The organism is Aequorivita soesokkakensis, from assembly GCF_001641085.1.
Taxonomy (GTDB): domain Bacteria; phylum Bacteroidota; class Bacteroidia; order Flavobacteriales; family Flavobacteriaceae; genus Aequorivita; species Aequorivita soesokkakensis.
The window spans coordinates 60,748-87,022 of record NZ_LXIE01000011.1 but is presented as its reverse complement, the minus strand read 5'-3'; the positions used below and the strand labels follow the sequence as shown (position 1 = coordinate 87,022).

At 38.3% G+C, this 26,275-nt stretch carries 25 protein-coding genes; 13 read left to right on the top strand and 12 right to left on the bottom strand.

The annotated features are described in order from the left end of the window. Positions 1-4 precede the first annotated feature (4 nt). The 5 genes from A7A78_RS06135 to clpX all read left to right on the top strand — a co-directional run bounded on the left by A7A78_RS06135 (position 5) and on the right by clpX (position 5,435). The gene (locus A7A78_RS06135; protein WP_068761587.1) at positions 5-1,540 is read left to right on the top strand and encodes an SGNH/GDSL hydrolase family protein; all 1,536 of its coding nucleotides are present in this window, start codon (positions 5-7) and stop codon (positions 1,538-1,540) included. A gap of 83 nt (positions 1,541-1,623) precedes the next feature. Next, the gene (locus A7A78_RS06130) at positions 1,624-1,968 is read left to right on the top strand and encodes a phage holin family protein (protein ID WP_068761562.1); all 345 of its coding nucleotides are present in this window, start codon (positions 1,624-1,626) and stop codon (positions 1,966-1,968) included. Positions 1,969-2,050: 82 nt separating this feature from the next. Then, a complete protein-coding gene (tig, locus tag A7A78_RS06125; protein ID WP_068761561.1) occupies positions 2,051-3,370 on the top strand; it encodes a trigger factor in 1,320 nt (439 codons plus the stop codon). Positions 3,371-3,503: 133 nt separating this feature from the next. Continuing rightward, positions 3,504-4,178: an ATP-dependent Clp endopeptidase proteolytic subunit ClpP gene (gene clpP, locus A7A78_RS06120; protein WP_068761560.1), complete on the top strand. Its 675-nt coding sequence runs from the start codon at positions 3,504-3,506 to the stop codon at positions 4,176-4,178. 24 nt (positions 4,179-4,202) lie between these two features. Then, positions 4,203-5,435, top strand: coding sequence for an ATP-dependent Clp protease ATP-binding subunit ClpX (gene clpX, locus A7A78_RS06115; protein ID WP_068761559.1), 1,233 nt, complete (start codon positions 4,203-4,205; stop codon positions 5,433-5,435). A gap of 436 nt (positions 5,436-5,871) precedes the next feature. On the opposite strand, the gene A7A78_RS06105 is transcribed toward clpX, so the two are convergent. Then, the gene (locus A7A78_RS06105; RefSeq protein ID WP_068761557.1) at positions 5,872-7,392 is read right to left on the bottom strand and encodes a GH3 auxin-responsive promoter family protein; all 1,521 of its coding nucleotides are present in this window, start codon (positions 7,390-7,392) and stop codon (positions 5,872-5,874) included. A 122-nt stretch (positions 7,393-7,514) separates the two neighbouring features. Here A7A78_RS06105 and A7A78_RS06100 point away from each other — a divergent pair, with 122 nt between their 5' ends. From A7A78_RS06100 to A7A78_RS06070, 7 genes are all read left to right on the top strand, one after another. Further along, positions 7,515-8,309: a DUF2797 domain-containing protein gene (locus A7A78_RS06100; RefSeq protein ID WP_068761556.1), complete on the top strand. Its 795-nt coding sequence runs from the start codon at positions 7,515-7,517 to the stop codon at positions 8,307-8,309. 13 nt (positions 8,310-8,322) lie between these two features. Then, positions 8,323-9,450 (top strand): 2-amino-4-hydroxy-6-hydroxymethyldihydropteridine diphosphokinase, encoded by a 1,128-nt coding sequence (folK, locus tag A7A78_RS06095; protein WP_094746053.1) that lies wholly within the window; start codon positions 8,323-8,325, stop codon positions 9,448-9,450. Between the two features lie 98 nt (positions 9,451-9,548). Continuing rightward, positions 9,549-10,478, top strand: a complete 930-nt coding sequence (locus A7A78_RS06090; RefSeq protein WP_068761554.1) for a pseudouridine synthase — start codon at positions 9,549-9,551, stop codon at positions 10,476-10,478. A 311-nt stretch (positions 10,479-10,789) separates the two neighbouring features. After that, complete coding sequence (locus tag A7A78_RS06085; RefSeq protein ID WP_068761553.1) at positions 10,790-12,187, top strand: type III PLP-dependent enzyme domain-containing protein; 1,398 nt, start codon at positions 10,790-10,792, stop codon at positions 12,185-12,187. Continuing rightward, on the top strand, positions 12,177-13,112 hold the full coding sequence (gene speB, locus A7A78_RS06080) for an agmatinase (protein WP_068761552.1): 936 nt from the start codon (positions 12,177-12,179) through the stop codon (positions 13,110-13,112). The genes A7A78_RS06085 and speB overlap by 11 nt, the downstream gene beginning before the upstream one ends. Further along, the gene (locus A7A78_RS06075) at positions 13,102-14,079 is read left to right on the top strand and encodes a deoxyhypusine synthase family protein (RefSeq protein WP_068761551.1); all 978 of its coding nucleotides are present in this window, start codon (positions 13,102-13,104) and stop codon (positions 14,077-14,079) included. Before speB ends, A7A78_RS06075 begins: the two co-directional genes overlap by 11 nt. Before the next feature lie 108 nt (positions 14,080-14,187). Continuing rightward, entirely contained in the window at positions 14,188-15,726 is a 1,539-nt protein-coding gene (locus A7A78_RS06070) for a bifunctional GNAT family N-acetyltransferase/carbon-nitrogen hydrolase family protein (protein WP_068761550.1), read from the top strand. A 45-nt stretch (positions 15,727-15,771) separates the two neighbouring features. On the opposite strand, the gene A7A78_RS06065 is transcribed toward A7A78_RS06070, so the two are convergent. Both A7A78_RS06065 and A7A78_RS06060 read right to left on the bottom strand, forming a co-directional pair. Continuing rightward, on the bottom strand, positions 15,772-17,148 hold the full coding sequence (locus A7A78_RS06065) for an MptA/MptB family glycosyltransferase (protein WP_068761586.1): 1,377 nt from the start codon (positions 17,146-17,148) through the stop codon (positions 15,772-15,774). Positions 17,149-17,225: 77 nt separating this feature from the next. Then, positions 17,226-18,353, bottom strand: a complete 1,128-nt coding sequence (locus A7A78_RS06060; protein WP_068761549.1) for a TolB family protein — start codon at positions 18,351-18,353, stop codon at positions 17,226-17,228. 30 nt (positions 18,354-18,383) lie between these two features. Here A7A78_RS06060 and A7A78_RS06055 point away from each other — a divergent pair, with 30 nt between their 5' ends. Then, entirely contained in the window at positions 18,384-19,613 is a 1,230-nt protein-coding gene (locus tag A7A78_RS06055; RefSeq protein ID WP_068761548.1) for a M20/M25/M40 family metallo-hydrolase, read from the top strand. A gap of 8 nt (positions 19,614-19,621) precedes the next feature. On the opposite strand, the gene A7A78_RS15090 is transcribed toward A7A78_RS06055, so the two are convergent. From A7A78_RS15090 to A7A78_RS06015, 9 genes are all read right to left on the bottom strand, one after another. After that, positions 19,622-19,792 (bottom strand): hypothetical protein, encoded by a 171-nt coding sequence (locus tag A7A78_RS15090; RefSeq protein WP_165593551.1) that lies wholly within the window; start codon positions 19,790-19,792, stop codon positions 19,622-19,624. Between the two features lie 12 nt (positions 19,793-19,804). Next, positions 19,805-20,005 carry a hypothetical protein gene (locus tag A7A78_RS06050; RefSeq protein ID WP_068761547.1) on the bottom strand — a complete coding sequence of 67 codons (201 nt, stop codon included), beginning with the start codon at positions 20,003-20,005 and terminating at the stop codon, positions 19,805-19,807. Further along, entirely contained in the window at positions 20,002-21,396 is a 1,395-nt protein-coding gene (locus A7A78_RS06045; RefSeq protein WP_068761546.1) for a radical SAM protein, read from the bottom strand. The genes A7A78_RS06050 and A7A78_RS06045 overlap by 4 nt, the downstream gene beginning before the upstream one ends. Before the next feature lie 15 nt (positions 21,397-21,411). Beyond that, positions 21,412-22,191, bottom strand: coding sequence for a prolipoprotein diacylglyceryl transferase (locus A7A78_RS06040; protein ID WP_068761545.1), 780 nt, complete (start codon positions 22,189-22,191; stop codon positions 21,412-21,414). 100 nt (positions 22,192-22,291) lie between these two features. Continuing rightward, entirely contained in the window at positions 22,292-23,929 is a 1,638-nt protein-coding gene (gene groL, locus A7A78_RS06035; protein WP_068761585.1) for a chaperonin GroEL, read from the bottom strand. Between the two features lie 154 nt (positions 23,930-24,083). Further along, positions 24,084-24,359 (bottom strand): co-chaperone GroES, encoded by a 276-nt coding sequence (locus A7A78_RS06030; RefSeq protein WP_062623053.1) that lies wholly within the window; start codon positions 24,357-24,359, stop codon positions 24,084-24,086. A 151-nt stretch (positions 24,360-24,510) separates the two neighbouring features. Beyond that, positions 24,511-24,843, bottom strand: a complete 333-nt coding sequence (gene secG, locus A7A78_RS06025) for a preprotein translocase subunit SecG (RefSeq protein WP_068761544.1) — start codon at positions 24,841-24,843, stop codon at positions 24,511-24,513. Continuing rightward, positions 24,840-25,739: a hypothetical protein gene (locus A7A78_RS06020; RefSeq protein ID WP_068761584.1), complete on the bottom strand. Its 900-nt coding sequence runs from the start codon at positions 25,737-25,739 to the stop codon at positions 24,840-24,842. Before A7A78_RS06020 ends, secG begins: the two co-directional genes overlap by 4 nt. Positions 25,740-25,743: 4 nt before the next feature. Then, positions 25,744-26,256: an LptE family protein gene (locus tag A7A78_RS06015; protein WP_068761543.1), complete on the bottom strand. Its 513-nt coding sequence runs from the start codon at positions 26,254-26,256 to the stop codon at positions 25,744-25,746. Positions 26,257-26,275: the final 19 nt, after the last annotated feature.

Genomic DNA, 26,275 nt, shown 5'->3' with positions numbered 1-26,275 from the left:
AAAGATGAAAAATATATTTAAATATACATTCGCACTTTTAGCTATTGGCTTTGTGAGTTGCGACCCAGAATTTGACAGCCCAGTAACGGATGAAGGTTTTTACACAAGTGGATCGGCCGATCTATCAAAATATGTTTCCGTTGGAAACTCTTTGACCGCTGGTTATGCTGATGGAGCACTTTATATTACTGGTCAGGAAAACAGTTACCCAAACATTATGGCACAGCAATTTTCCTTTGCTGGTGGTGGCGAATTCACCCAACCATTAATGAATGATAATGTGGGGGGGCTATTGTTGGGAGGTGCCCAAATTACCGAAAACAGATTTGTATTGGCCGTTGGCCCGGACGGCAGTCCTTCGCCAGTGCGTTTGGTTGGTACCCCAACTACAGACATTACTAATAGATTAACAGGACCATTTAATAATATGGGTGTTCCTGGAGCTAAAAGTTTTCACTTGGTAGCTCCTGGCTATGGAAATGTTGCAGGTGTTCCAACAGGTGCTGCAAATCCTTATTTTGCTCGTTTTGCTAGTAGCGAAAGCGCAACGGTTATTGGCGATGCCGCTTCTCAAAACCCAACTTTTTTCAGTCTTTGGATTGGAAATAACGACATATTGAGCTATGCCACTTCAGGTGGGGCAGGTGTTGACCAAACTGGAAATTTTGATCCGTCAACCTATGGGCCAAATGATATTACAGACCCAAACGTTTTTGCTTCTGTTTACAGCCAGCAAGTTGATGCTTTAACCGGTGCCGGGGCTAAAGGCGTTTTAGTGAATATTCCTGAAGTAACTTCAATTCCATATTTCACAACAGTTCCTAGAAATGCAATTCCTTTGGATGCTGCTACTGCAGCACAGTTAAATGCTCAGTTCAGCGCTTACAATACACAAATATTACCAGGTTTGGTAGGAGTGGGCATTATCACTCCGGAAGAAGCTGCGCTGAGAATGATTAATTTTTCCGCAGGTCAAAACTTTCCAATTATGACTGATGATGATTTAACTGATGTTACAGCAATTCTTCAAGGCCCACCATTTAGTTTGCCAGCGCCATTAGCGGCATTGTTGGGCCAATTGCGTCAAGTGAAATCTGATGATTTAATCGTTCTGACTGCTTCTTCCGTTTTGGGAACAACCCCAGACCCAAGCAACCCTCAAGGTGTTATTGGCGTTTCAATTCCACTTAGCGATCAATATGTATTGGCCGTTTCAGAGCAAGCCCGAGTAACAGCTGCAAGCACCGCATATAATGCAACTATTCAAGCACTTGCCGGAGCTAAAGGATTGGCCTATGTTGATGCAAAAGTTGCTTTAGCAAGAGTTGCAAATGGTGGCGTTGCTTATGACGGTGGCATTCTTACTTCCCAGTTTGTAACTGGTGGCGCATTCTCTTTAGACGGTGTTCACCCAACGCCAAGAGGATATGCTTACACTGCAAATTTGATTATTCAAGCAATAAATGATACCTATGATGCTACCATCCCAATGGTGCATATTGGCAATTATGCAACCATTACGGTAACAAATAGCCCATAATTTTATAAATTAACTTATAAAAAACCGCTATCGTTTGATGGCGGTTTTTTTTATCTTTAAATTCAACTTAAACCTCATTAAAAATGAAACTAATAATAAAACTTTTACTCACCGCTGTGGCTGTTGTTGTTTTGGCCAAAATCCTTCCGGGAGTTGCCGTGGAGGGTTACGGCTCTGCAATTATTGTTGCTATTGTTATTGCTTTATTGCGGTTACTTGTTAAACCAATATTGGTGCTTTTAACCCTGCCGATAACCATTGTTACTTTCGGGCTTTTCCTCCTTATAATCAACGCGATTATTATCTTAATGGCAGATTACTTTGTAGATAGTTTTGAAGTGGTTTCAATATGGTGGGCGCTACTTTTCAGCTTGTTGTTGTCGCTTTTTCAATCCATTCTTTTTTCACTTTTGAAGGAAGACCAATAATTCGCTGAACATCAATTTGTAAATGTTTGTTGGGTTTTGCAAAAAACCGTACTTTTGCATCCCGAAATTCAGAAGAGAAAAAATGAACATTACAAAAAAAGACATTGATAAATTAAACGCTGTACTTACAGTGGAAATTTCAAAAGACGATTATTCAAGCAAGGTTGAAAAAGTATTGGCTGATTATCGTAAAAATGCTAATATTCCTGGTTTCCGTAAAGGCCAAGTGCCAATGGGAATGGTGAAAAAACAATACGGAAAGGCCGTTTTGGTTGAAGAAGTAAATAAACTTTTGCAGGACGCACTTCATAAATTCCTTACCGAAGAAAAACTTGACATCCTCGGAAATCCGCTTCCAAAGAACGAAGCAGATATAAACTGGGATGCTGATGATTATTCATTTGAATTTGAATTAGGCCTTGCGCCAGAATTCAGCGTTGACGTAAAAGGAAAGGAAGTGCTGCAATATAAAATTGTTGCGGACGATGAAATGTTGAACAACCAAGTAAAAACTATCCGCAAGCAATACGGAAAATTGATTTCCAAAAAGGAAGTTGAAAAAGGCGATGAGATAACCGGAACTTTTACTTCAACTGAAAAAGAGATCGAAAAGAAAACAACTCTTTCCACAGATGAAATTGCTGGAAAAAAGCAATTAGAAAACCTGATTGGTGCAAAAGTGGGCGATACGGTTACTTTAAAAACAAAGGGAATGTTCGCCGATGATCACGATAACCAGAAATATTTGGGTGTTGCCCACGATGACGCACACGGTTTGGATATTGAGGTTTCCTTCAAAATTGAAGAAGTGAATAAGCGTGAAATGGCCGAATTAAACCAAGAATTGTTCGATAAATTATTTGGCGAAACCGTTGTTACTTCAGAAGAAGAATTGAAAGCTAAAATTAAGGAAGATGCCGAAGGACAGTTTGCACAACAAAGCGACCAAAAGCTTTTGAATGACGTTGTCGATTCTTTATTGGAAAACACAAAGTTTGATCTTCCGAAGGAATTTTTACAACGTTGGATTGCAATGAGTGGCGAAAAAAGACTTTCCGAAGAAGATGCAAAAGCAGAATACGAAAGAAGCGAAAAAGGACTCCGCTACCAATTGATTGAAGGAAAACTTCGCGCTGAAAACAAATTGCAAGTTACTTTTGACGAGTTGAAAGACTACTCAAAAAACATGATAAAAGCACAAATGGCACAGTTTGGACAAACCAACCCTTCTGAAGAGGAATTGGAATCCATTGCTGCCAGAATCCTTTCAAACAAAGAAGAAATTGAGCGCTTGAGCGAGCAATTGAACACAGCAAAATTGCTAAACTTCTTTAAGGAAAATGCAAAATTGAAGACCAAAGAGGTTACTTACGACAAATTCATTAAGGAAGCCTACGCATAATTCAGCGAAGAAATAGTTATATTTAGGCGTTGAATTTTTTTAATTTAACGCCTTTTTAATTCCTGCGAAGGCAGGAATATTTTGAGGCTATCTTAATTAACTTTCGTATCTTAAAACAAACGAACACACATTTATGAACTACAGTAAAGAATTTAGAAATTTTGCTATAAAAGATCAAGGGATCAACAATATGTATTATGACCAGATCATAAGCAGTATGTATCCAACAAACTTGACACCAAATATTATTGAAGAACGCCAAATGAACGCCGTGGCGATGGACGTTTTTTCGCGTTTAATGATGGACCGAATTATTTTTCTCGGTACCGGAATCAATGATCAAGTTGCAAACATTGTGCAGGCGCAATTGCTGTTTTTGGCAAGTACCGATGCCTCTCGCGATATTCAAATTTATATCAATTCTCCCGGGGGAAGCGTTTATGCAGGTTTGGGAATTTATGATACCATGCAATTCATAAAACCAGACGTAGCAACTATTTGCACCGGAATGGCGGCCTCAATGGCAGCCGTACTTTTATGTGCCGGTGAAAAAGGAAAACGCAGTGGTTTGACGCACTCGCGAGTGATGATTCACCAACCATTGGGTGGCGCGCAAGGGCAAGCTAGTGATATTGAAATCACGGCACGTGAAATAATTACATTAAAAGAAGAGCTTTATAAAATTATTGCGAAACATTCCGGTCAAACCTACGAAAAGGTTTACGAGGATAGCGATCGTGATTATTGGATGAAAGCAGACAGAGCTTTGGAATACGGAATGATTGATGAAATATTGACACGAAGCTAAAAGAAGATTTTGAAAAAAGATAATATGTCGAAAGAAGATTTAGAATGTTCCTTTTGCGGCCGTAAAAAGTCGGAAACCAACTTGCTTATTGCCGGTTTGGACGCCCACATTTGCGACCGTTGCATTGAGCAGGCTCATGGAATTGTGGTAGAGGAGGCTTTGCATTCCGGCAATACGGAATTGTCCAAAGATTTAATGCTGAAGAAACCGAAGCTTATAAAAGCATTTTTGGACGAATATGTAATTGGGCAAGAATTCACGAAAAAAGTGATGTCCGTAGCCGTTTACAACCATTACAAACGTTTGCTTCAACCCAAAAGCGATGACGATATTGAAATACAGAAAAGCAACATTATTATCGTAGGACAAACCGGAACCGGAAAAACTCTGATCGCAAAAACCATTGCGAGAATGTTGAACGTTCCCTTGGCAATTGTGGACGCTACTGTTTTAACCGAAGCAGGTTACGTGGGGGAAGATGTTGAAAGTATTTTAACGCGTTTGCTTCAAGCCGCAGATTACAACCTTGAAAAAGCAGAAAATGGAATCGTTTTCATTGACGAGATTGATAAAATAGCCCGAAAAAGCGACAATCCTTCAATCACTCGCGATGTAAGTGGCGAAGGTGTTCAGCAAGCTTTATTGAAACTTTTGGAAGGAACTACGGTAAACGTTCCGCCAAAAGGAGGCAGAAAACATCCCGACCAAAAATTCATTGAGGTAAATACCGAAAATATTCTTTTCATCGCCGGTGGCGCTTTTGATGGAATTGAACGTCATATTTCAAAACGTTTGAATATGCAAGCCGTTGGTTTTACAGCTTCGGTAAAGGAAAACCAAATGGAGAAGGACAATATGCTTCGGTATATTATTCCGAAGGATTTAAAGGATTTTGGATTGATTCCTGAAATAATTGGGCGTCTTCCGGTTTTAACTTATATGAATCCTTTGGACAAGGAAACGCTTCGCGCAATTCTTACCGAGCCGAAAAATGCCATCATTAAGCAATACAAAAAATTGTTTGAAATGGACGGGATCGACTTTGTAATTACTGAAGAAGCCTTAGATTTCATCGTAGGACAAGCGATTGACTACAAGCTTGGCGCCCGTGGTTTACGTTCGCTTTGTGAAGCTGTCTTGACTGATGCAATGTATGAAATGCCAGGCACTGATGAAAAAACCGTTCATGTTACAAAGGAATACGCTGAAGAAAAATTGAACAAATCAACCCTTAAAAAGTTGAAAGCAGTTTCATAAAAACTAAAACATTTATAAAAAGCAAAAACCCCGATAAAATCGGGGTTTTTTTATATTGATAAATTCAAATTTATGGTGTTGCGAGCAAAGTTTTGTTCTTGCTGTAAAGAATTTTATTCTGCATTTGCTCTTTTTTGCTTTTCAAATTATAACCCGCTACCTCAGTTTCTTTTTTATTTACTGTTTGCGTAGTTGCGCAAGAAGAAAATAAAACCGTGAAAGCTAAAAAACATACTATAAAAAAAACCTGTTTCATTTTGAAATACTAATGATTTTATAGGTCAAAAGTACTTCGGAAGAAAAGCGCCCACAAAAGTTTTAGTTGAACTTACCAGTAAACTCGTTGAAATACAACTTTTGAAAAAAGCTGTCGATAAAGTGCTTGAAATGCCCGATTTACAACACGTTGCAAGAGTCCTTATTTTTAAAAAGAAAGCTAAAAAGTGCTATTTAAACGCAAAAGTTCCTCCAAATAATCTCGGGTATTGGAAAGTCGTGGCACTTTATGTTGTCCGCCAAGTTTATCATTTTCTTTTAGCCAATCATAAAAAAGTCGCTCTCGGGCGTGATGGATTTTTGGAGCATTTAAAGTGGTATTGTTGAAACGTTTTGCTTCGTAATCGCTATTCACTTCCTGCAAAGCTGAATCCAAAAGTTTGGTAAATGAATTTAAATCTTTGGGAGGTGATTTAAATTCTATAATCCATTCGTGCGCCCCTTTTTCCTTTCCATTCATAAAAATTGGAGCGGCGGTATAATCTACAATTTCGGCATTGGTAAGTTGTGAAACCTTGCGTAGTGCAGTTTCGGCATTTTCGATAATCAATTCTTCACCAAAAACGTTTATATGGTGTTTTGTGCGTCCGGTAACTTTTATTCTGTATGGATTTATTGAAGTAAAACGAACAGTATCGCCTATTTTATAACGCCAAAGCCCAGCATTCGTGGTAATTACCACCGCATAGTTTTTTCCTTCCTCAACCTCGCTTAGCGGAATTATACTTTCTGCAGGAGTACCGTAGCTATCCATCGGGATGAATTCATAAAAAATTCCGTAATCCAGCATTAACAATAATTCCTTGTTTTCATTGCGATCCTGAATGGCGAAAAATCCTTCCGAAGCATTGTAAATTTCATAATATCTAAAATCACTTTTAGGCAATAATTTATTGTATTGGTCAATGTATGGGTCAAAATTTACACCGCCGTGAAAATATACCTCCAAGTTAGGCCAAACTTCAAAGAGGTTGCCTTTTCCGGTAGTTTCCATTACGTTATTCATTAAAACCAGCATCCACGAAGGTACGCCTGCAAGACTTGTTACATTTTCTTTGATAGTCTCGTTCACAATGGCTTGCATCTTGGTTTCCCAATCGCCCATCAGTGAAACTTCGTTGCTGGGCGTACTGCTAAATTCCGCCCAAAAAGGCATATTGTCAATTAAAATTGCAGAAAGGTCCCCAAAGACAGTCCCGTTTTCTTCATACAATTGTTTGCTTCCGCCAAGCCGCAAACTTTTCCCAAGAAATAATTGTGCGTTTGGATTGTTATTGAGATACATACACAACAAATCCTTGCTTGCTGCGTAATGGCAGTCTTCCAACGAGTCGTTTGTTACAGGTATAAATTTACTTTTGGCGTTTGTGGTGCCGCTGGATTTTGCAAACCATTTTATGGGCGTGGGCCAAAAAATATTGGCTTCACCTTGTCGGGCACGTTCAATTCGCGCTTCGTTTTCTTCGTAAGTTGTAATAGGAATTCGTTCCGCAAAATCGCGATAGGTTCTAATTGAAGAAAAATCATATTCCCGCCCAATCTCAGTATTTTTCGCTTTTTGCAATAAATTGAAAAGCAGTTCTTCCTGAACCTCAATAGGGTACTTTAAAAAAAGGTCTATTTGGTGAAACCTTTTCTTCAGAAACCAAGAAGCAATGGAATTTACAATGGGGATTGGCATATTTTTCCGCTATCTTTATGCTATAAAAATAACGATTTTATAATTACGATTTCTCCTTTTTTGAAGCGATGTTTCCACAGCAGTTCTTCGGAAAAGTTTTCGGCATAAATAATTTTAAGTAAATGAATTACGAAGGAGTACTCACCAAAATGCAGACTGAAAACGGTTCGCCCATTCAGTATTACCTTGTTTTTGAAAACGATTTTTTGAACATGAACCAATTGTTGGACAAAAAAGTTGCCATTAATTTTCTGCATTACCAATGTTTAAATTGCGGACTTCAAAAGAAAATTTACCGCCAAGGATTTTGTTATGATTGCTTTTACGAAATACCCCAGGCCGCAGATTGGATAATGAATCCGGAACTGAGCAAAGCACATTTGGGAATCGAGGATCGCGATCTTGCCTATGAGGAAAAAGTACAGATACAACCGCACGTGGTTTACCTTGCCAATAGCAGCAGCGTGAAAGTTGGCGTTACGCGAAAAAGTCAGATTCCCACCCGATGGATTGACCAAGGTGCCCACGAAGCCATAGAAATTGTTGAGGTTCCCAACCGTTATTTGGCGGGAATTACCGAAGTAGCTTTAAAAGATCATGTGAGCGATAAAACCAATTGGCGAACAATGCTGAAAAACGAAATTAAAGATGAAGATTTGGTGGAATGGCGAAATAAGTTGAAACAGTTTATTCCGGCAGAAGCAATTGAATATTATTTAGAAAACAATGCTGAAACCAATCTGCAATTCCCGGTTTTAAAATATCCCCAAAAACCAAAATCGCTCAACCTTGAAAAAACACCTTTTTATGAAGGAATTTTAAAAGGAATAAAGGGACAATATCTTATTTTTGACGACGACACCGTGTTCAACATTCGAGGAAACGAAGGGTATGTGGTTTCAATAGTTGTAAATTAAAAAAGGGAATTTCATTAAACCACAATCAAATATATATCTTTCGTTAGGGAGCAATATGGGCAACCGTTTTGAGCATCTTCAAAACGCCGTAAATTCAATTTTTGAAGAGGTGGGAAGCATCGTTAAAATCTCTTCCGTTTACGAAACTCCTGCATTTGGTTTTGAAGGCGATCCTTTTTTGAATTGCGCTGTTTGGCTTCAAACAGATATGAAGTCTTCCAAAGTTTTGAAAACCATTTTGGAAATTGAAAAAACAATGGGACGAAAACGCAACGCCTCAAAAACCTATACTTCCCGGCCGATTGATATTGACATTCTGTTTGTGGACGATGAAATTTTTGATACTGAAAAATTAATCGTTCCGCATCCCGAAATGGAAAAGCGAAAGTTTGTTTTGCAGCCGCTGGCGGAGCTAAATTCACATTTAATCCATCCTATTTCACATAAAAATATAATCAAACTTTTGGCTGAAACTGAAGATAATAGCGCACTGCAAAAACAATCCAAATGGTTGAGCAACCCGATGAAGGATTATAATATTTCACGATTCAATTACATTACCATTGAAGGAAATATTGGGGCTGGAAAAACGAGTTTGACGACTAAAATTGCAAATGATTTCAATTCAAAATTAATTTTGGAACGCTTTAAGGACAACCCTTTTCTTCCAAAATTTTACGAAGATCCAGCACGCTATGCTTTTCCTTTGGAAATGTCTTTTCTTGCAGACCGCTATCAGCAATTAGTTGATGATATTACACAGTTTGATCTTTTTAAGGAATCTGTAATTGCAGATTATGACGTAAATAAATCCTTGATTTTTGCCAGCATCACTTTGCCAGAAGAAGAATTTTCACTCTACAAAAAACTCTTTCAGGTGATGCACAAGGAACTTCCGAAACCTGATATCTATATTTATTTATATCAAAATACCGATAGGCTTTTGGAGAACATCAAAAAGCGGGGACGCAAATATGAGCAGAGCATTCAAGCCGAATATCTACAAAAATTGAATGCAAGCTATTTGGAATTCATCAAAAACCAACATTCTGAAAATATAAAAATCATCGATATTTCTGAAATGGATTTTTTAAAAAATCGAGCGGATTATTTAAAGATTTTGAAACAAATAATTTCCTAAAAAAACCTCGGTTGCCAATTACTATTTGCAGTCCTTTAACTGAAAATTGAAAACTGCGACTGCCTACTAAATTTGCTTACCTTTGCAAAAAATACTAAATGAGCACACAAGACAATTACGATAAAGGAAGAGGTTCCAACAAGCCGGGGAAAAATGCACGAAAGAAAAGTATGGCTCGTGGAAATGCTCCTTTGAAGTCTGATTCTTCAAGTAAAAAAACGAGTCGTCAGCAAGATCCAACGAAACCAAAGTTGAAGTTTGACAAAACAGGAAAAGAAATTGGCCGTCGTGAAAAACCTGCACAAGTAGTAAAGAAAAGCAATCCTGAAGATGGAATTAGGCTGAACAAATACATTGCAAACAGTGGTGTATGCTCCCGTCGTGAAGCAGATACTTATATTGCCACAGGTTTGGTTACGGTAAACGGAAAGATCATTAATGAAATGGGCTATAAAGTTCAGTTGAAAGACGATGTGCGTTTTGACGGACGAAGATTGAATCCTGAACCAAATACATACGTTTTGTTGAACAAACCCAAAGGTTTTTCAACCACAGACAGCAACGCAAAAGGAATGACAGTGATGGATTTGGTTGCAAACGCTACCACGGCAAAAATAAAACCGTTCGGGCGTTTGGGCAGAAATGCAACAGGGCTTTTGCTTTTCACAAATGATGACGAATTTGTTCAAAAATTCTCTAAAAAGGGAATTCCAAGATTGTTTCATATTGAGCTTGACAAAAACCTAAAGGCTGAGCATCTTAAAAAAATTAAGGAAGGTTTCACTGTAGAAGGCAAAGAAATTACGGTTGAGGAAATAAGCTATGTTGATAATTCGCCAAAAAGTGAAATTGGTTTAAAGATAAAACACACTGGAAACAGTATCATCAGAACCATTTTTGAAAACCTTGGCTATGATGTGGTTCGTGTAGATTGCGTTACTCTCGGACCGCTTACCAAAAAGGATTTGCCCCGTGGCCGTTGGCGAACCCTTACCGAAAAGGAACTCAATATGTTCAGTATGATATAGCTGGAAGTGAAAATTTTTCAGGTTTTATAAATTATTGAAATTTTTTTGGCACTTTTGTACTGTAAATATTTAAAAAATATTATAATTTAAAATGGTTGGTTTTTGAAAAATTTCGGAAACATAGATTCTAAATGAACAACACATTTTTACTTCCAACAGCTGCGTCGCAGTGGGTTACGGGCAAACGTTTCATTATAAATACTTTGCCTATTCGTATTTAATCTTCAAGTTAATTTTTTGTTATACTTCTCTTTTTTTTGGAAATACGCAACAAGAATTTTTAATTTACACCATACAACGAAAACAAAAGGATGAACACCAAATACATAGATTTAATTGACCAAACGTATTATTTTCCACAGGAAGAATTCCGTTTGGGCGAAAATGGGCTGGAATTTCACGGCATAGACTTGATGGGGCTAGTAGAGCAATATGGCGCCCCGCTTAAGTTTACCTATCTTCCCAAAATTTCAGAAAATATTAAGCTCGCCAAGAAATGGTTTAAAAAAGGAATTGAAAAAAACGATTATAAAGGAAGCTACAACTATTGTTATTGTACAAAAAGTTCCCATTTTAAGCACGTTTTAAATGAAGCTTTAAAGAATGATATTCATATTGAAACCTCTTCCGCTTTTGATATTGATATTGTTGAAAGCCTAAAGAAAACAGGTAAAGTAACAGATAAAACTTATGTAATTTGCAATGGTTTTAAGCGTGAGCGTTATATTGAAAACATAGCCCGTTTAATCAATAACGGTCATGAAAATTGCATTCCGATTATTGATAATTATGAGGAAATTGAATTGCTTTCAGACAGTATTAAAAATCATTTCAACGTAGGTATCCGTATTGCTTCGGAAGAAGAGCCGAAATTTGAATTTTATACTTCAAGATTAGGTATTGGTTATAAAAACATCATCCCTTTTTATGAGGAACAAATAAAGAACAACGAGCGTGTAGATCTAAAAATGCTGCATTTCTTCATAAACACCGGTATTCGTGACACTGCCTACTATTGGAACGAATTGGTAAAGTGTTTAAAGGTGTATGTTCGATTGAAAAAAATCTGCCCTTCCCTTGACAGTTTGAATATTGGTGGTGGTTTTCCCATAAAAAATTCATTGCATTTTGAATATGACTATCAATATATGATAGACGAAATTTTAAACCAAATAAACATTACCTGTGCAGAGGCGGAAGTGCCCGTACCGCATATTTTTACAGAGTTCGGAAGCTTTACAGTAGGCGAGAGCGGTGGTGCTATTTATGAAATTCTGTACCAAAAACAACAAAACGACCGTGAAAAGTGGAATATGATAAATTCTTCATTTATAACCACACTTCCGGATACTTGGGCAATCAGCAAACGCTTTATTATGCTCGCCATAAATCGTTGGAACGATGAATATGAAAGAGTGCTTTTAGGAGGATTGACTTGTGATAGCGATGATTATTACAATAGCGAACAAAACATGGCGGCTATTTATCTACCAAAGTTCCGTAAAGAAAAACCTTTGTATATTGGCTTCTTTAACACAGGAGCATATCAAGAAAGTATCGGTGGTTTCGGGGGGCTACAACACTGTTTGGTGCCTTCGCCTAAACATATTTTGATAGACAGAGACAAAAACAATAACATAACAACCAAACTTTTTTCAGAACAACAAACAAGCGAGCAATTGCTAAACATTTTAGGTTATGAGCACTAAGACGTACGCCGGAATCCCGCAAAAATATGCGGCCCTTGAAACATCAAAAATTGTATTAATTCCAGTTCCCTATGATGGAACCAGCACTTGGCAAAAAGGTGCGGATAAAGGCCCAGAGGCATTTTTGGACGCTTCGGAAAACATGGAACTTTATGACATTGAAACCCAAACAGAGGTTTATAAACAAGGTGTTTACCTTGCAGATGCCATAACTGAAAATTCCTCTCCGGAAGCAGTTGTTTCAGAAGTGCACAAAACCACAAAAGATTATATAAAGCGAAATAAATTTGTAACAATCTTTGGCGGCGAGCACAGTATTTCAATTGGTACAATTCGCGCTTTCAATGAGTGTTTTGATGATTTAACAGTGCTTCATATTGATGCCCACGCCGATTTGCGAAAAGATTTCCACGGAAGCACTTGCAACCATGCCTGCGCTGTTTATGAGGCCAGCCAAACTACCAACCTTGTACAAGTTGGTATTAGAAGTATGGACATTGCCGAAACCCGCGTGATGGACGAGGAGAAAGTATTCTTCGCCCATGATATGGCAAAGGATGAATATTGGATGGACAAAGTAATTGAAGCATTGGGAGAAAACGTTTTTATCACTTTTGATTTAGATGCCTTCGACCCTTCAATCCTACCATCAACGGGAACTCCAGAGCCAGGTGGGCTTTTTTGGTACGAAACCCTTGATTTCCTAAAACAGGTTTTTGAAGAAAAAAACGTGGTAGGTTTTGATATTGTAGAACTTTGTCCAAATGAACAAGAAAGAGCTTCAGACTTTGTAGCTGCAAAACTTTATTACAAAATGTTAACCTATAAATTTGCGGGAACTGAGGAAGGCGACGAATACGAAAGCAATTTTAACGAAGCCAAAAAAGGCGTTTCAAAATTTAATACCGAAGAAGATGAGTACTAGTAAAGGGTCTATTTCCCAATTTATTGAAAAATATTATTTACACTTTAACGCCGCCGCTCTGGTGGATGCCGCAAAAGGATACGAAGCGCAACTGAACCAAGGTTCAAAAATGCTCGTTTCCCTTGCCGGTGCTATGAGTACTGCGGAATTGGGAAAGATTTTTGCCGAAATGATCCGTCAAGATAAAGTACATATTATTTCCTGCACGGGTGCAAACCTCGAGGAAGATATTATGAATCTTGTGGCGCACAGCCATTACAAACGCGTGCCAAATTACCGCGATCTAACGCCGCAGGACGAGTGGGATTTGCTTGAAAAAGGAATGAATCGCGTAACCGATACGTGTATTCCCGAAGAAGAAGCTTTTAGAAGAATCCAAAAACACATTGTAAAATTGTGGCAGGAAGCCGAAGCCAAAGGCGAACGCTACCTTCCGCACGAATATATGTACAAACTGCTTTTAAGCGGGGTAATGGAAGAACATTACGAAATAGATTTAAAAGACTCCTGGATGTATGCCGCTGCCGAAAAAAATCTGCCAATAGTCTGCCCAGGGTGGGAAGATAGCACTATGGGCAACATCTTCGCCAGCTATGTTTTAAAAGGCGAATTAAAAGCTTCCACTATGAAAAGCGGAATAGAATACATGACTTTTCTTGCTGATTGGTACACAGACAATTCAGAAAAAGGAATCGGTTTCTTCCAAATAGGTGGAGGTATTGCGGGTGATTTCCCAATCTGCGTAGTGCCTATGCTTTATCAGGATATGGAGCGCACAGACACTCCATTTTGGAGTTATTTCTGCCAAATTAGTGATTCAACTACAAGTTTCGGTAGCTATTCCGGAGCTGTTCCAAACGAAAAAATTACTTGGGGAAAACTGGATATTGATACCCCAAAATTCATTATAGAAAGTGATGCGACTATCGTTGCGCCTCTAATTTTTGCGTACCTTTTGGGTATGTAAAAATAGTTATACATTTTTCATACAAATACGAATAAAAAAAGCAGAAATCGTTTCCCTCAACACAAAAGTTGGGGGAAGGGATTTTAGATTATTTAATAAAATAACAGAATGGAACCGCAAAAAATTGAAAATATAGAATTAAAATTTCTAACGCTAAAAGACTATGAGGCGTTGAAAGAAGCTACCATTCAATCTTATGGCGGACTTCCAAACAGTTATTGGAAGATAAACGAAATCGGTAATCTAATCGATATTTTCCCGGATGGCCAGGTTGTTATTATGGCCGATGGGGAAATCGCTGGTTGTGCGCTGTCAATTATTGTAGATTTTGATGAAATTGAAGATCAGCATACTTATAAAGATATCACGGACGATCCTACTTTCAGCATTCACGATCCCGAGGGCGATGTGCTCTACGGAATAGATGTCTTCATTCGCCCAGATTTTCGCGGGTTACGTTTGGGAAGAAGATTATATGATTACCGAAAAGAACTCTGCGAAAATTTAAATTTGAAAAGCATCATCTTCGGGGGAAGAATGCCCAACTATCATTTGCACGCCGATAAAATTTCCCCGAAACAATACATCGAAAAGGTAAAGCGCAAACAAATTGATGATCCTGTTTTAAATTTTCAAATATCAAACGATTTTCACCCAGTTCGCGTGTTAAAAGGGTATTTGGAAGGTGATAAGGCCAGTGGTGAATTTGCGGTTTTAATGGAATGGGACAATATTTATTTCACCAAACCTGAGAAAAAACCGAAACCAAGTACCATTAAAAGTGTTGTTCGCTTGGGGCTCATTCAATGGCAAATGCGGAGTTATAAAGGCATGGAGGATTTAATGCAGCAAGTGGAATATTTTGTAGATAGCGTTGCCGGCTATCGTTGCGATTTTGCTATGTTTCCTGAATTTTTCAACGCTCCGCTTATGGCCGAATACAACCATATGAGTGAGCCAGATGCCATTCGCGAATTGGCCAAACACACCAAGGAGATTATTGAAAAAATGGCGCAACTTTCCATTTCCTATAATATCAATATCATTACAGGCAGTATGCCGGAAATGGTGCGCGGAAAACTTTATAATGTAGGTTATCTCTGCCGCCGTGATGGAAGCGTGGAACGGTATGAAAAAATTCATGTAACTCCCGATGAAGCCAAAGTTTGGGGAATGGTAAACGGAAATTCACTTCAAACTTTTGATACCGACTGCGGAAAAATTGGAGTGCTAATCTGTTACGATTCCGAGTTTCCGGAATTATCGCGATTACTTTCCGACGAAGGAATGGACATCCTGTTTGTTCCATTTCTCACAGATACCCAAAACGGTTATTCCCGTGTAAGATTATGCGCGCAAGCAAGAGCCGTAGAAAACGAATGTTACGTGGCCATTGCGGGAAGCGTTGGAAACCTTCCAAAAGTTCACAATATGGATATACAATACGCCCAAAGTGCCGTTTTCACTCCTTGTGACTTCTCTTTTCCCAATAACGGAATTAAAGCCGAAGCAACCCCAAACACCGAAATGATTTTGGTTGCAGATGTGGATATCGACTTGTTGAGAGAGCTGCATACTTTTGGAGCAGTTAGAAACTTAAAGGATAGAAGAAAGGATTTTTATAGGTTGGAACGGGTGAAGAAGTAATAATTTCAGAAAAGTTCCTTCCACTTTTTTTAGGGGAAGGTAGCATCAATATCGTTGAAAACGATTTTGATGACGGAAGGGGTACATCTCCCAAACTGCAACCCCAATTACTACAACATATTCCAAAGCCACCAACCAAAGATTTTCGTTAAACCCATCTTTTCCGTAGGCGGAATAACTCAACATCACAACAAAACTCCATACAATCGGGAATTTATATTTTGTGAAAACCGAAAGCAAAAGTGGGGTGGCAATGTACCACGGATGCACGGTTGTTGAAAGTAAGAAGTAAAAAGAAACTGCAAAAAGCATCGCGGTAATCAATTGCTGAGGAGTTTTATTTTTTCTGAAAAAAGCAATTCCCAAAACAAAAAGTAAAACCAAAACAGGAAGAATCTTTCCGACGGTTTCTATCAAATTCCAGCCCACAATTTGAAATCCAATCCACCGAATTACGTAATAAATACTGGCATTAAACTCAAAATTTTGAAACCAGAGCGCAATGGTTGCTGAGAAATGCTCAATAAATTCTGAAGAAAGAAAGGGAAGGAAAGTAATCAAAACCGTAAGCCCAATGATACTGTAAAATTTCACCAAAGTTGCCCAACTTGAACTTTGGGTTTTAAATGGAGCTGAGGTATTTTTCGAAATAAAAAACTTCAAAAATAACGGCAAAAACAACAAAGGAATCAACTTGACTGAAACTGAAATTCCAATCAAAACCCCTGCCCAAAGCCATTTTCCTTTTAAAAGAAGATATAACGCCCACACAAAAAAGAAAAGCATCACCCCTTCAAAATGAAGGTTTCCTGTAAGTTCGATAATTATAAAAGGATTTAGAAAATACCAAAAGATGTTTTTAATTGGAAGGTTCAGTTTCTCCAAAAGTTTCTTCCCAAAGTAAAGAATACCAACATCTGCCAAAATAATCAGCACCCGAAGAACAACCACAGAACCCAAAATACTTTTGCCAGTAAATAGCGCAGCGATTGCAAAAAACAATTGATTAATAGGAGGATAATTGCTGAAATGGCTTGCATTAAGCGAACCCATTCCCTCAATTAATTGTTGGGATTGCTCAATTGTCACTCCGAGCGCAGTCGAGGAGCTGGGAGTGAACAAGTATGGACTCATGCCCTGCAAAAGCAACCGCCCATCCCATAAAAACCGATAAAAATCCTGCGAAAGATTTGGGATTGCAGCAATAAAGGCAAGTCTTGAAACAATTCCCAAACTCGCCAATAACCAAAAATTCAGCTTGACTTTTTCAATAAAATAATAGGAAAGATAAAAAAGATAAGTGCAAAATAAAATGAGTTTTATAAAATCACTTCGCTCCAAACCATAACCAAAATTGATATAAAGCGCAATAGAAGCTATTGCAAATAGTAGCGGAATTTTATATTGTTTAATGAAATTCAAAAGCAACTATTAAAGCATTAAATCAAAAATCTAAAATCGGCTGCCGATAGCTATCGGGACTAAAACCGTTAATCAATTTAGTCCTGCCATTCGGCTATAAAAAGATTGGTGTCGTGTCCGCCGCCGTTATTTCTGTTGGAAGAAAAAGCCAATCTTTTTCCATCGTTAGAAAATACCGGAAAAGCGTCAAAGGTTTCGCCGTGGGTAACACGTTCCAAGTTTTTTCCATCAATATCAATTAAATACAGATTGAACGGAAATCCTCTTTCCGCCTCAAAATTGCTAGAAAACAAAATCTTTTTCCCCGAAGGATGAAAGAACGGTGCCCAATTCGCATTTCCCAAATGCGTCAATTGACGAAGCTCGCTGCCATCAGCATTGCATATAAAAAGCTCCATTTCGGTGGGTTGCACCAAACCTTGGGCTAGTAAATCTTTGTATTCTTTTATTTCCGTCTCGATTTTTGGTCGGGAAGCGCGGAAAATTAATTTTGAACCGTCGGGCGAAAAGAATGCACCGCCGTCATAGCCTAATTCATTGGTAATTTGCTTCACATTTTTACCGTCCAAATCCATCGTGTACAATTCCAAATCGCCACTTCGCATGGAAGTGAAAACTATTTTATCGCCTTTGGGTGAAACGGTCGCTTCGGCATCATAACCTGGTTCGTTTGTAAGTTGTGCGGTAATATTTCCATCTAAATCCGCTACAAAAATGTCGAAACTATCATAAACGGGCCAAACGTATTTTCCTTCTTTTTTCAACGGAACTTCGGGACAGTTTTTGTCTTTTAAATGTGTGCTTCCGTAAACGATGTGTTTTCCGTCTGGCAGAAAATAGCTGCAGGTAGTTCGGCCTTTTCCAGTGCTCACCATCGGTGGTTGCTTGTCTTTGAACGTTTCGTCAGCATTCATTAAAAACATTTGGTCACAGTTTACGCCCCAGTTTTTATTGTTACTTTGAAAGATGAGTTTGCTGTCGTCAAAACTCCAATACGCTTCCGCATTATCACCACCAAAAGTTACTTGGCGGATGTTTTTGAAATGTTTTTCTTCGGGATAAATTAAAGTATCCTTTGTTTGTTCATCAAGAACATACGATTCGTTTTTATCAATTGTTTCGATTGAATTTTTTTCACTCTTTTTCACATCATTTTTACAGCTTACTAAAACTGAAACAATGATTAGCGTATATAATAATTTCATTTTAATGTACTTTTGCACAAAAGTAATGATATGCGTGCAATTTTATTGATATTTCTGGCAATGCTTGTTTTTTCCTGTAAGGAAACAAAGATGAAATCGGTAACTATGAAAGAGGATGTTTCCGTTTTGGCAAACGATAGTTTGAACGGAAGAAAAACAGGTTCCACAGACGAAAAGAAAGCTGCGGAATATATTGCGAAAAGATTTGAAGATTTAGGATTGCAATCGAAAGGAACGGATGGCTATTTTCAGAAATTTACTTTTAAGGGCAGTAAGAACCCACATCAAGAAGCAGAATTTACTTCAGAAAAAAACGACAGCACTGAAACTGGCGAAAACGTAATTGGATATATAGACAACAAAGCCGAAAACACTGTTGTTATTGGAGCACATTACGACCATTTGGGAATGGGTGGCGAAGGATCACTGTATCGCGAAGGTGAGGCAATCCACAACGGCGCGGACGATAATGCGAGCGGCGTAGCAATGATGTTGCATTTGGCGGATTCGCTTCAAAAGAAAGGTTCTCCAAAAAACAATAACTATCTTTTTATTGCTTTTTCCGGGGAAGAAGAAGGTTTGCTGGGTTCCAATTATTTCGTGAAAAATCCAACTATTAATACCAAAAAAGTAACCTATATGCTGAATATGGATATGGTTGGAAGATTGAATTCTGAAAACACTTTGGCGGTTTATGGCGTGGGAACTTCACCTATTTTGAAACAGACCGTAAATGCGAATGCTGGCGATTTAAACATTGCCGAAAATGAAAGTGGGGTTGGACCGAGCGACCATACTTCGTTTTATTTGGCGGATATTCCTGTGCTGCATTTCTTCACCGGACAGCACGAAGATTACCACAAACCAAGCGACGACACCGAAAAAGTTAATTTTGCGGGAATGGAAATTGTTTCAAATTATATTTTCAGCATTATAAAAGATTTGGATTCCCAAAAGAAACTTCCTTTCAAAAAAACCAAAAATGAAAGCGAGGTTGTTCCAGATTTTAAAGTGACATTGGGTGTAGTTCCCGATTATCTTTTCAGCGGAAAAGGAATGCGAATTGACGGCATCAGCGAAGACCGTCCCGCACAAAAAGCAGGGCTTCAAAAAGGTGATATTGTAGTGAAAATGGGCGATTACGAGGTAACCGATATGATGAGCTATATGAAAAGTCTTTCGAAATTTGAAAAGGGGCAGACTGCAACTGTTACAGTGAACAGAAATGACGAATTGATAGAAGTAGAGGTTGCCTTTTAAGGAATTTGCTATAGTAACATTCCGCAGTATCCTAAACCAATTATTGCAAAAACAATTGATGTTATAATCAATATTTTTCCTGTTTTCTTGTCTTTCACCTTATTTTCTTCTCTTATAAGAACTTGGCCATAGATAAAAATAGCAAATGGCATAAAAACAAAAACAATAAACAGTATCATTAAAACTAATTTTTAAATCATCATACTCCCACAAATCCCAAGACTTATCAAAAGATAAACTACCCCAAGAATCATAAGTATTTTTCCTGCTTTTTTCTTGTCATTTGCAAATAAAACGGCGCCAATTATTCCCAAAATAATAGAGGGAAGTAGCATAATTGCTACAATGATGATAACTAAACCGGTTAGGTCACCTACTTCTAAAAAAATCATAACGCTTCTGATTTAAGTTTCTCCAAATATTCTTTTTTATCATCCCGATAAAATAAATTCATCGTTTCAAACGGGATGATTTTGTAATCTTTGTCCACAATATGCACACAGGATTTTTTGATGCTGCGGACGTCAAAATTATAGGCGTCAATAAATTGCATAATAATTACTCTGAAAAGATTGTCATAGCCTAATTCCGGCGCGTCAATATTGGGAAGACAACAGAGAATTGACTTCAAATTTTTCTGCGCGCATTCTACCGAATTTCCCGTACTGAAAAGCTCAATCATTTTTCCTTTTAGCATTTCGTCCTGTTCGTAAACTATCGTGTTTTTACTGTTGTCCAACAAATCCTGCGGATTGATGTAACGCGTCAACGGAAAAACTTCGTCGCCCAATTTTAGGGCATAACCCATAGCCAAAGCATCGGGATTGCAGGGAACGGGAAGTAAATCTTCTGCATTAAAAACATCGGTTTGCTCCAAAATTTTTCTGCGTACTTCCGTTAAAGTAATCCTATCGGTTTCAGTATTGAAATCTTCCAATCTCCCAGCAATTTGAGTGGGCTGAAATGTTACGCCGCGAACGCATTTTTGTTTTAAGGCGAAGTCGATAACTTTACCAATTTCGCCATCATTCAATCCTTTTTGAAGGGTTACAACCAACGTTGTTGAAAGATTCACTTCATTCAAATTGGCAAGCGCTTGCTGACGGATTTTACTCAAATCGGCGCCACGCAAGGTTTGCAAAACTGAATCCTCAAAAGAATCGAATTGCAAATAGATTTCGAAATCGGGAGCGTACGTTTTCAGTTTTTCGGCAAAATCTTTCTCTTTTGCAATCCGGATTCCGTTGGTATTCAGCATTACATGTTTTATGGGAAGCGTTTTTGCATAATCCAAAATCTCAAAAAACTGTGGATGGATTGTGGGTTCGCCGCCACTTATTTGAACAACATCGGGCTCTTTTTCATTCCGAACCACGGCGTCCATCATTTTTTTTATTTCATCCAAAGTTCGGTGCCGCCCATACGTTGGCGACGAACCTGCGTAACAAGTAGGGCAGGTGAGGTTGCATCGATCGGTGACTTCAACAATCGTCAAACACGAATGCTGTTCGTGGTCTGGGCACAAACCGCAATCATACGGGCAGCCGTAATGCGTTTTTGTGTTGAAGGTATAGGGCATTTCCGAAGGCTTGTTGTAGTTTCGGATGTTTTTGTAGTATTCGGCATCATCGGCAATCAAGACTTTGCTATTGCCGTGTTCTGGGCAACGCTTCAGCATAAAAACATTGTTTTCCTCAAAAACTATTTTTGCGTCAATTCGCTTTAAGCATTCTGGGCAAAGGCTTAGGGTGAAATCGTAGTATGTGTATTTTCTTACGGGCATCGAAAAAGTTAAAAGTTAAAAATTTTCAGTTGGCTGTCTTATATCTTGGTTCTTGTGTCTTGATTCTTTTACAAAAAAGATTGTTTTATAATAGTAAAGCAAACAAATAACGCAAAGTATTTGAACGCTACTCAATCCTAAAATGAAAAACTCATTCGGTTTTAAAAATTCTATTAAAAAGCGAAAACCAAAATAGGATATCATAAACCATTTGAATAATCCGCCGCTTTTCAATATTTTTTTCTTCTGAATTTGTTTCAGCACTATTGCTAAAAGTACCAAAAAAACGAGTTCGTACAACGCAAGTGGTTGCCGAAGCACTCCATCGCCCAAATCCATTCCTAAGATTGATTTAGTTTCTATTCCGTAAGTGAATTCATTTGTGCCCGAAAGAAAGCAACCAATCCGCCCTATAAAGATCCCGAGAATGATGGGAAAAGTGAACAAATCACCGGACGAACGTTTTTCGCCAATTATCTTTTTTGCAATCTCAACGCCCAAAAGTCCGCCGAAGAGACCGCCCATTATTGATTTTGCGTTCAGTAATTCAATCCAAGTATTTTCAGAAAAGTTTATAAAAGGATATTCCAAAAATCCAATAATACGCGAGCCAATCAACGCGCCTAAGGTAGCGCCGATGATAATTGAAAGTCTGTTGTTTGAGGAAATTTCATCCGTACTTCTTTTCCGAAGAAAAACATAATAACGGAAACCCACGATAAAAGCGAGATATTCCATAATGAGATGAATATTCACTTTTATTCCGAAGAGAATGGGTTCGAAAGGGATTTCCAAATTTTGACTGTTTGGTTATAAATGTAGTCAATTTCAGAAATAAAAAAACCTCACAAATCTTGAAGACTTGTGAGGTTTTAACTATTAATCACTTTAGGGATTACATCATCCCGGGCATTCCACCGCCCATGCCGCCTGGCATTCCGCCGCCGGCATTTTCTTCTTTTATATCAACCAAAGCACATTCGGTAGTCAAAATCATCCCAGCAACCGAAGCAGCGTTTTCAAGCGCGATACGGGTTACTTTTTTAGGATCGATGATTCCTGCTTTTAGCATATCAACATATTTTTCAGTTTTAGCATCGTAACCGAAATTTTTCTTGCCTTCCAAGACCTTATTGATTACTACGGAACCTTCACCACCAGCGTTTTCAACGATTGTACGAAGTGGAGATTCAATGGCGCGAGCCACGATTTGAACCCCTGTTGTTTCGTCTAAAGTTTCTGTTGTAAGTTTTTTCAAAACCTCAATGGCGCGAACCAAAGCTACGCCACCACCTGCAACTATACCTTCCTCAACAGCCGCGCGGGTTGCGTGAAGTGCATCATCAACACGGTCTTTTTTCTCCTTCATTTCCACTTCAGAAGCAGCACCAACGTAAAGAACGGCAACACCACCAGCCAATTTGGCCAAACGCTCTTGCAATTTTTCTTTGTCGTAATCGCTAGTTGTAGATTCTATCTGCGATTTTATTTGGTTCACACGACCTTTAATGTCGCTTTTGTTTCCTGCGCCATTTACAATTGTAGTGTTGTCTTTATCAATTGTGATTGTTTCCGCAGAACCCAACATATCGATTGTTGCATTTTCCAAAGTGAAACCGCGTTCTTCAGCAATTACAGTTCCTCCAGTTAAAACTGCGATGTCTTCCAACATTGCCTTTCTTCTGTCACCAAAACCTGGCGCTTTTACAGCTGCAATTTTCAATGAACCGCGAAGTTTATTTACTACCAAAGTAGCCAAAGCCTCTCCGTCAACATCTTCGGCGATAATCAAAAGAGATTTTCCTTGTTGTGCCACTGGCTCAAGTATAGGAAGCAAATCTTTCATTGAAGAAATTTTCTTGTCGTAAAGCAATACCATTGGGTTTTCCAATTCGGTCTGCATTTTTTCGGTATCGGTTACGAAATAAGGAGAAAGGTAGCCACGGTCAAATTGCATACCTTCAACAACATCAACGTAGGTTTCAGTTCCTTTTGCTTCTTCAACAGTGATAACGCCTTCTTTTCCAACTTTTCCGAATGCTTTGGCGATCAAATCGCCAATAACATCATCATTGTTTGCAGAAATGGAAGCCACTTGCTTTATCATTTCTGAAGAATTGCCAACTTTAGTAGATTGGCTTTCCAAATTTTTAACGATAGCTTCAACAGCTTTGTCAATACCGCGTTTCAAATCCATTGGATTTGCGCCAGCGGCTACGTTTTTAAGACCTTCTTTTACGATTGCCTGTGCAAGAACGGTAGCGGTTGTTGTTCCATCACCAGCGAGATCGTTGGTTTTTGAAGCTACTTCCTTCACCATTTGCGCGCCCATATTTTCAAGTGGGTCTTGCAATTCAATTTCTTTTGCAACTGTAACACCATCCTTGGTCACTTGTGGAGCGCCGAAAGATTTGCTGATAATTACGTTACGGCCCTTTGGGCCCAAAGTTACTTTTACTGCGTTTGCCAATGCGTCAACGCCGCGTTTAATTGCATCGCGGGCATCTACATCAAATTTTATATCTTTTGCCATAAACTTTAATTTTTTCATTTCCGCGAAGGCGGAAATCTTTAGTTAATACTTATAAATTTTAAACTTTTTGTTTTTGAAGAAATTCCAAAATAAAAATCCCAAATCCCAAATCCCAAATCCCAAATTTTGGAATTTGGTACTTGTGATTTGGAATTTAGATGATGGCTAAAATATCATCCTCGCGCATAATCAGGTAGTCTTTGCCATCAAACTTTAATTCGCTGCCAGAGTATTTTCCGTAAAGAACGGTATCGCCAACCTTCACGGTCATTTTGTGGTCTTCTTTGCCTTTGCCCACAGCTACTACTTTACCTTGTTGCGGTTTTTCCTTTGCGGAATCAGGAATGTAAATTCCAGATGCGGTCTTAGTCTCAGCTTCTTGCGGCTGAACTAAAACGCGGTCTGCAAGTGGTTGAATTTTTAATGCCATTTCAATTTTATTTTTTAGTTGTTAAACTTGAGTTTAAATGTTTGATTGCTAATTGGCAGAAATTGTGCCACTGCCCATAAACTGACACATTACAAAACAAAAATGCCAGCTTGTCAGAAGCTGGCATTTTTAAATATATTGTAACTAAATATTAGTTTGTAGTTTCAGGTGCTGTTGGTGCAGGAGTATCCGTTGTTGGTACTGCTGGTACGCTGTTTGGATCAAAAGTTTTTGATTGCAAACTGTTACCGCCCATTATAAAAACATTTGAAAATAAAATCAACGCCAACATAATGGTTGCAAGCGTCCAAGTACTTTTATCAAGAAAGTCACTTGTTTTTTGAACGCCACCAATCTGTGCGCCTCCGCCACCGCCGAATGACGATGAAAGCCCGCCGCCTTTTGGGTTTTGAACCATTATAACTATGACCAATAAAAAGGCCACTATCATTATTAAAATTAAAAATATTGTAAAGGTACTCATGATTGTTCTGAATTAATCAATTTTTCTATTGCCCGAATTTGGTCTGCAAAGAAACCACTTTTTTCGGGATTTTTCAAAATTAAAATTTTATATGCTTGAATTGCTTTTTTATAGTTTTTTTGTTGCAGGTAAACTTTCGCCAAAGTCTCCGTCATTAGTGAATCAGACGGTTGTGAATGTGGATTGGCTGTAATGGTTTTTTCTTCTTTGGGCGCTTTATTTTCTATTTCTGAAGGAATTATTTTTGGGCGTTCCTGAATAAATTTATCAATCAATTCAAATTTTCGCTCTCTATCGTCCTTTTTCGGTTCGTCATTTTTTCCTTCGGAAGTATCTTCCAAACGCTCAATGGGTTTTGCCTTAGTCAGTTTTAACCATTCGGAGAAGGAATGCGTATCATTTTTAGTAAACTCCAATGGCTTGTCTGGCTGAAGTATTTCTTCTGGGTTTTCTTCCTTTTTTTCAGCTAAAATGGTTACGGATTCTACTTTTCTTTGGAAAAGTTGTGGGTTCAGAATATTCTCAGCTTTTTGCATTTCGGCTTTCAGTTGCCTATCAATTTCAAGACTTATTTGTTCCGAAACATCTTCTGAAACTACTTTTATCTCATCAACCGTAGCGTCGTGCTGCAATATGGATTGCGAAATTTCATTCTGGATAAATTTTTCCGAAGTGATATATTCAAAAAGAATATCACGATCGGTTGTGTGCGCAGCGGTAAGCTTCAGCGCATCGTTATATAAAAAACTATCGTTGTTTTTCAAGCCTTTCAACTGCAATGCCCGAGCACTCTGAAAATAGGGGTATTTCTTAATGAGTAAATCCAAAGTAGCTAAATCCTCAGCTGTTATTTTCTGAGGATTGGCGAGCAAATATGTAAAGTTTGATGTGTTCAAAATGCTACCAATTTGCAAGTGATTTGTTAAAAATATCCTGCGTCAGGCGTTCAAAAATAATATCGACAGCGGCGTCCAATTTTGAGCCGGTCAATTGAGTCTGGCCATCGTAATCGTAATAAAAACTGAAGGGTTGCTCAAAATCCTTCAATGGCTCTTTTGTGTTGTAAAATCTCACATTTATTGCAATAGTCAACCTGTTTTGAGCAGCTGTACTGTTTGAAGTTGCAGTAATTGGCGAAATATAAAACTGGGTAATTTCTCCCTCGTAAACCAAATCGCCACTGCTGTTAACCAAATCCAAACTGGTTTGGTTCAGCAACAAATCCTGTAATTTTTGTGTAAAATCCCGTGCAATTCCCGGCTCAACAATTGGAGCGTTGTTTTGAAAATAGTTTACCTGCACCGTTTTGGTGGTAGTATAATTAATATCCGCACCCGTAAAGGAATATGAGCCGCAACTTTGCAAAATTAAAGTTGAAGTAATAAGAAATACTGTTAATAATATTTTACGCATTTATGTTATTTTAATTTTT

Excerpts from the sequence above, each read along its gene's own strand:
- A7A78_RS06070 (WP_068761550.1), top strand. The coding sequence starts at position 14,188 with ATGGAACCGCAAAAAATTGAAAATATAGAATTAAAATTTCTAACGCTA.
- A7A78_RS06030 (WP_062623053.1), bottom strand. The coding sequence starts at position 24,359 with ATGGCATTAAAAATTCAACCACTTGCAGACCGCGTTTTAGTTCAGCCG.
- A7A78_RS06045 (WP_068761546.1), bottom strand. The coding sequence starts at position 21,396 with ATGCCCGTAAGAAAATACACATACTACGATTTCACCCTAAGCCTTTGC.
- A7A78_RS06105 (WP_068761557.1), bottom strand. The coding sequence starts at position 7,392 with ATGCCAATCCCCATTGTAAATTCCATTGCTTCTTGGTTTCTGAAGAAA.
- A7A78_RS06075 (WP_068761551.1), top strand. The coding sequence starts at position 13,102 with ATGAGTACTAGTAAAGGGTCTATTTCCCAATTTATTGAAAAATATTAT.
- A7A78_RS15090 (WP_165593551.1), bottom strand. The coding sequence starts at position 19,792 with ATGATACTGTTTATTGTTTTTGTTTTTATGCCATTTGCTATTTTTATC.
- clpX (WP_068761559.1), top strand. The coding sequence starts at position 4,203 with ATGTCGAAAGAAGATTTAGAATGTTCCTTTTGCGGCCGTAAAAAGTCG.
- A7A78_RS06085 (WP_068761553.1), top strand. The coding sequence starts at position 10,790 with ATGAACACCAAATACATAGATTTAATTGACCAAACGTATTATTTTCCA.
- secG (WP_068761544.1), bottom strand. The coding sequence starts at position 24,843 with ATGAGTACCTTTACAATATTTTTAATTTTAATAATGATAGTGGCCTTT.
- A7A78_RS06100 (WP_068761556.1), top strand. The coding sequence starts at position 7,515 with ATGAATTACGAAGGAGTACTCACCAAAATGCAGACTGAAAACGGTTCG.
- A7A78_RS06060 (WP_068761549.1), bottom strand. The coding sequence starts at position 18,353 with ATGAAATTATTATATACGCTAATCATTGTTTCAGTTTTAGTAAGCTGT.
- A7A78_RS06135 (WP_068761587.1), top strand. The coding sequence starts at position 5 with ATGAAAAATATATTTAAATATACATTCGCACTTTTAGCTATTGGCTTT.
- A7A78_RS06090 (WP_068761554.1), top strand. The coding sequence starts at position 9,549 with ATGAGCACACAAGACAATTACGATAAAGGAAGAGGTTCCAACAAGCCG.
- clpP (WP_068761560.1), top strand. The coding sequence starts at position 3,504 with ATGAACTACAGTAAAGAATTTAGAAATTTTGCTATAAAAGATCAAGGG.
- A7A78_RS06055 (WP_068761548.1), top strand. The coding sequence starts at position 18,384 with ATGCGTGCAATTTTATTGATATTTCTGGCAATGCTTGTTTTTTCCTGT.
- A7A78_RS06050 (WP_068761547.1), bottom strand. The coding sequence starts at position 20,005 with ATGATTTTTTTAGAAGTAGGTGACCTAACCGGTTTAGTTATCATCATT.
- groL (WP_068761585.1), bottom strand. The coding sequence starts at position 23,929 with ATGGCAAAAGATATAAAATTTGATGTAGATGCCCGCGATGCAATTAAA.
- tig (WP_068761561.1), top strand. The coding sequence starts at position 2,051 with ATGAACATTACAAAAAAAGACATTGATAAATTAAACGCTGTACTTACA.
- speB (WP_068761552.1), top strand. The coding sequence starts at position 12,177 with ATGAGCACTAAGACGTACGCCGGAATCCCGCAAAAATATGCGGCCCTT.
- A7A78_RS06015 (WP_068761543.1), bottom strand. The coding sequence starts at position 26,256 with ATGCGTAAAATATTATTAACAGTATTTCTTATTACTTCAACTTTAATT.
- A7A78_RS06130 (WP_068761562.1), top strand. The coding sequence starts at position 1,624 with ATGAAACTAATAATAAAACTTTTACTCACCGCTGTGGCTGTTGTTGTT.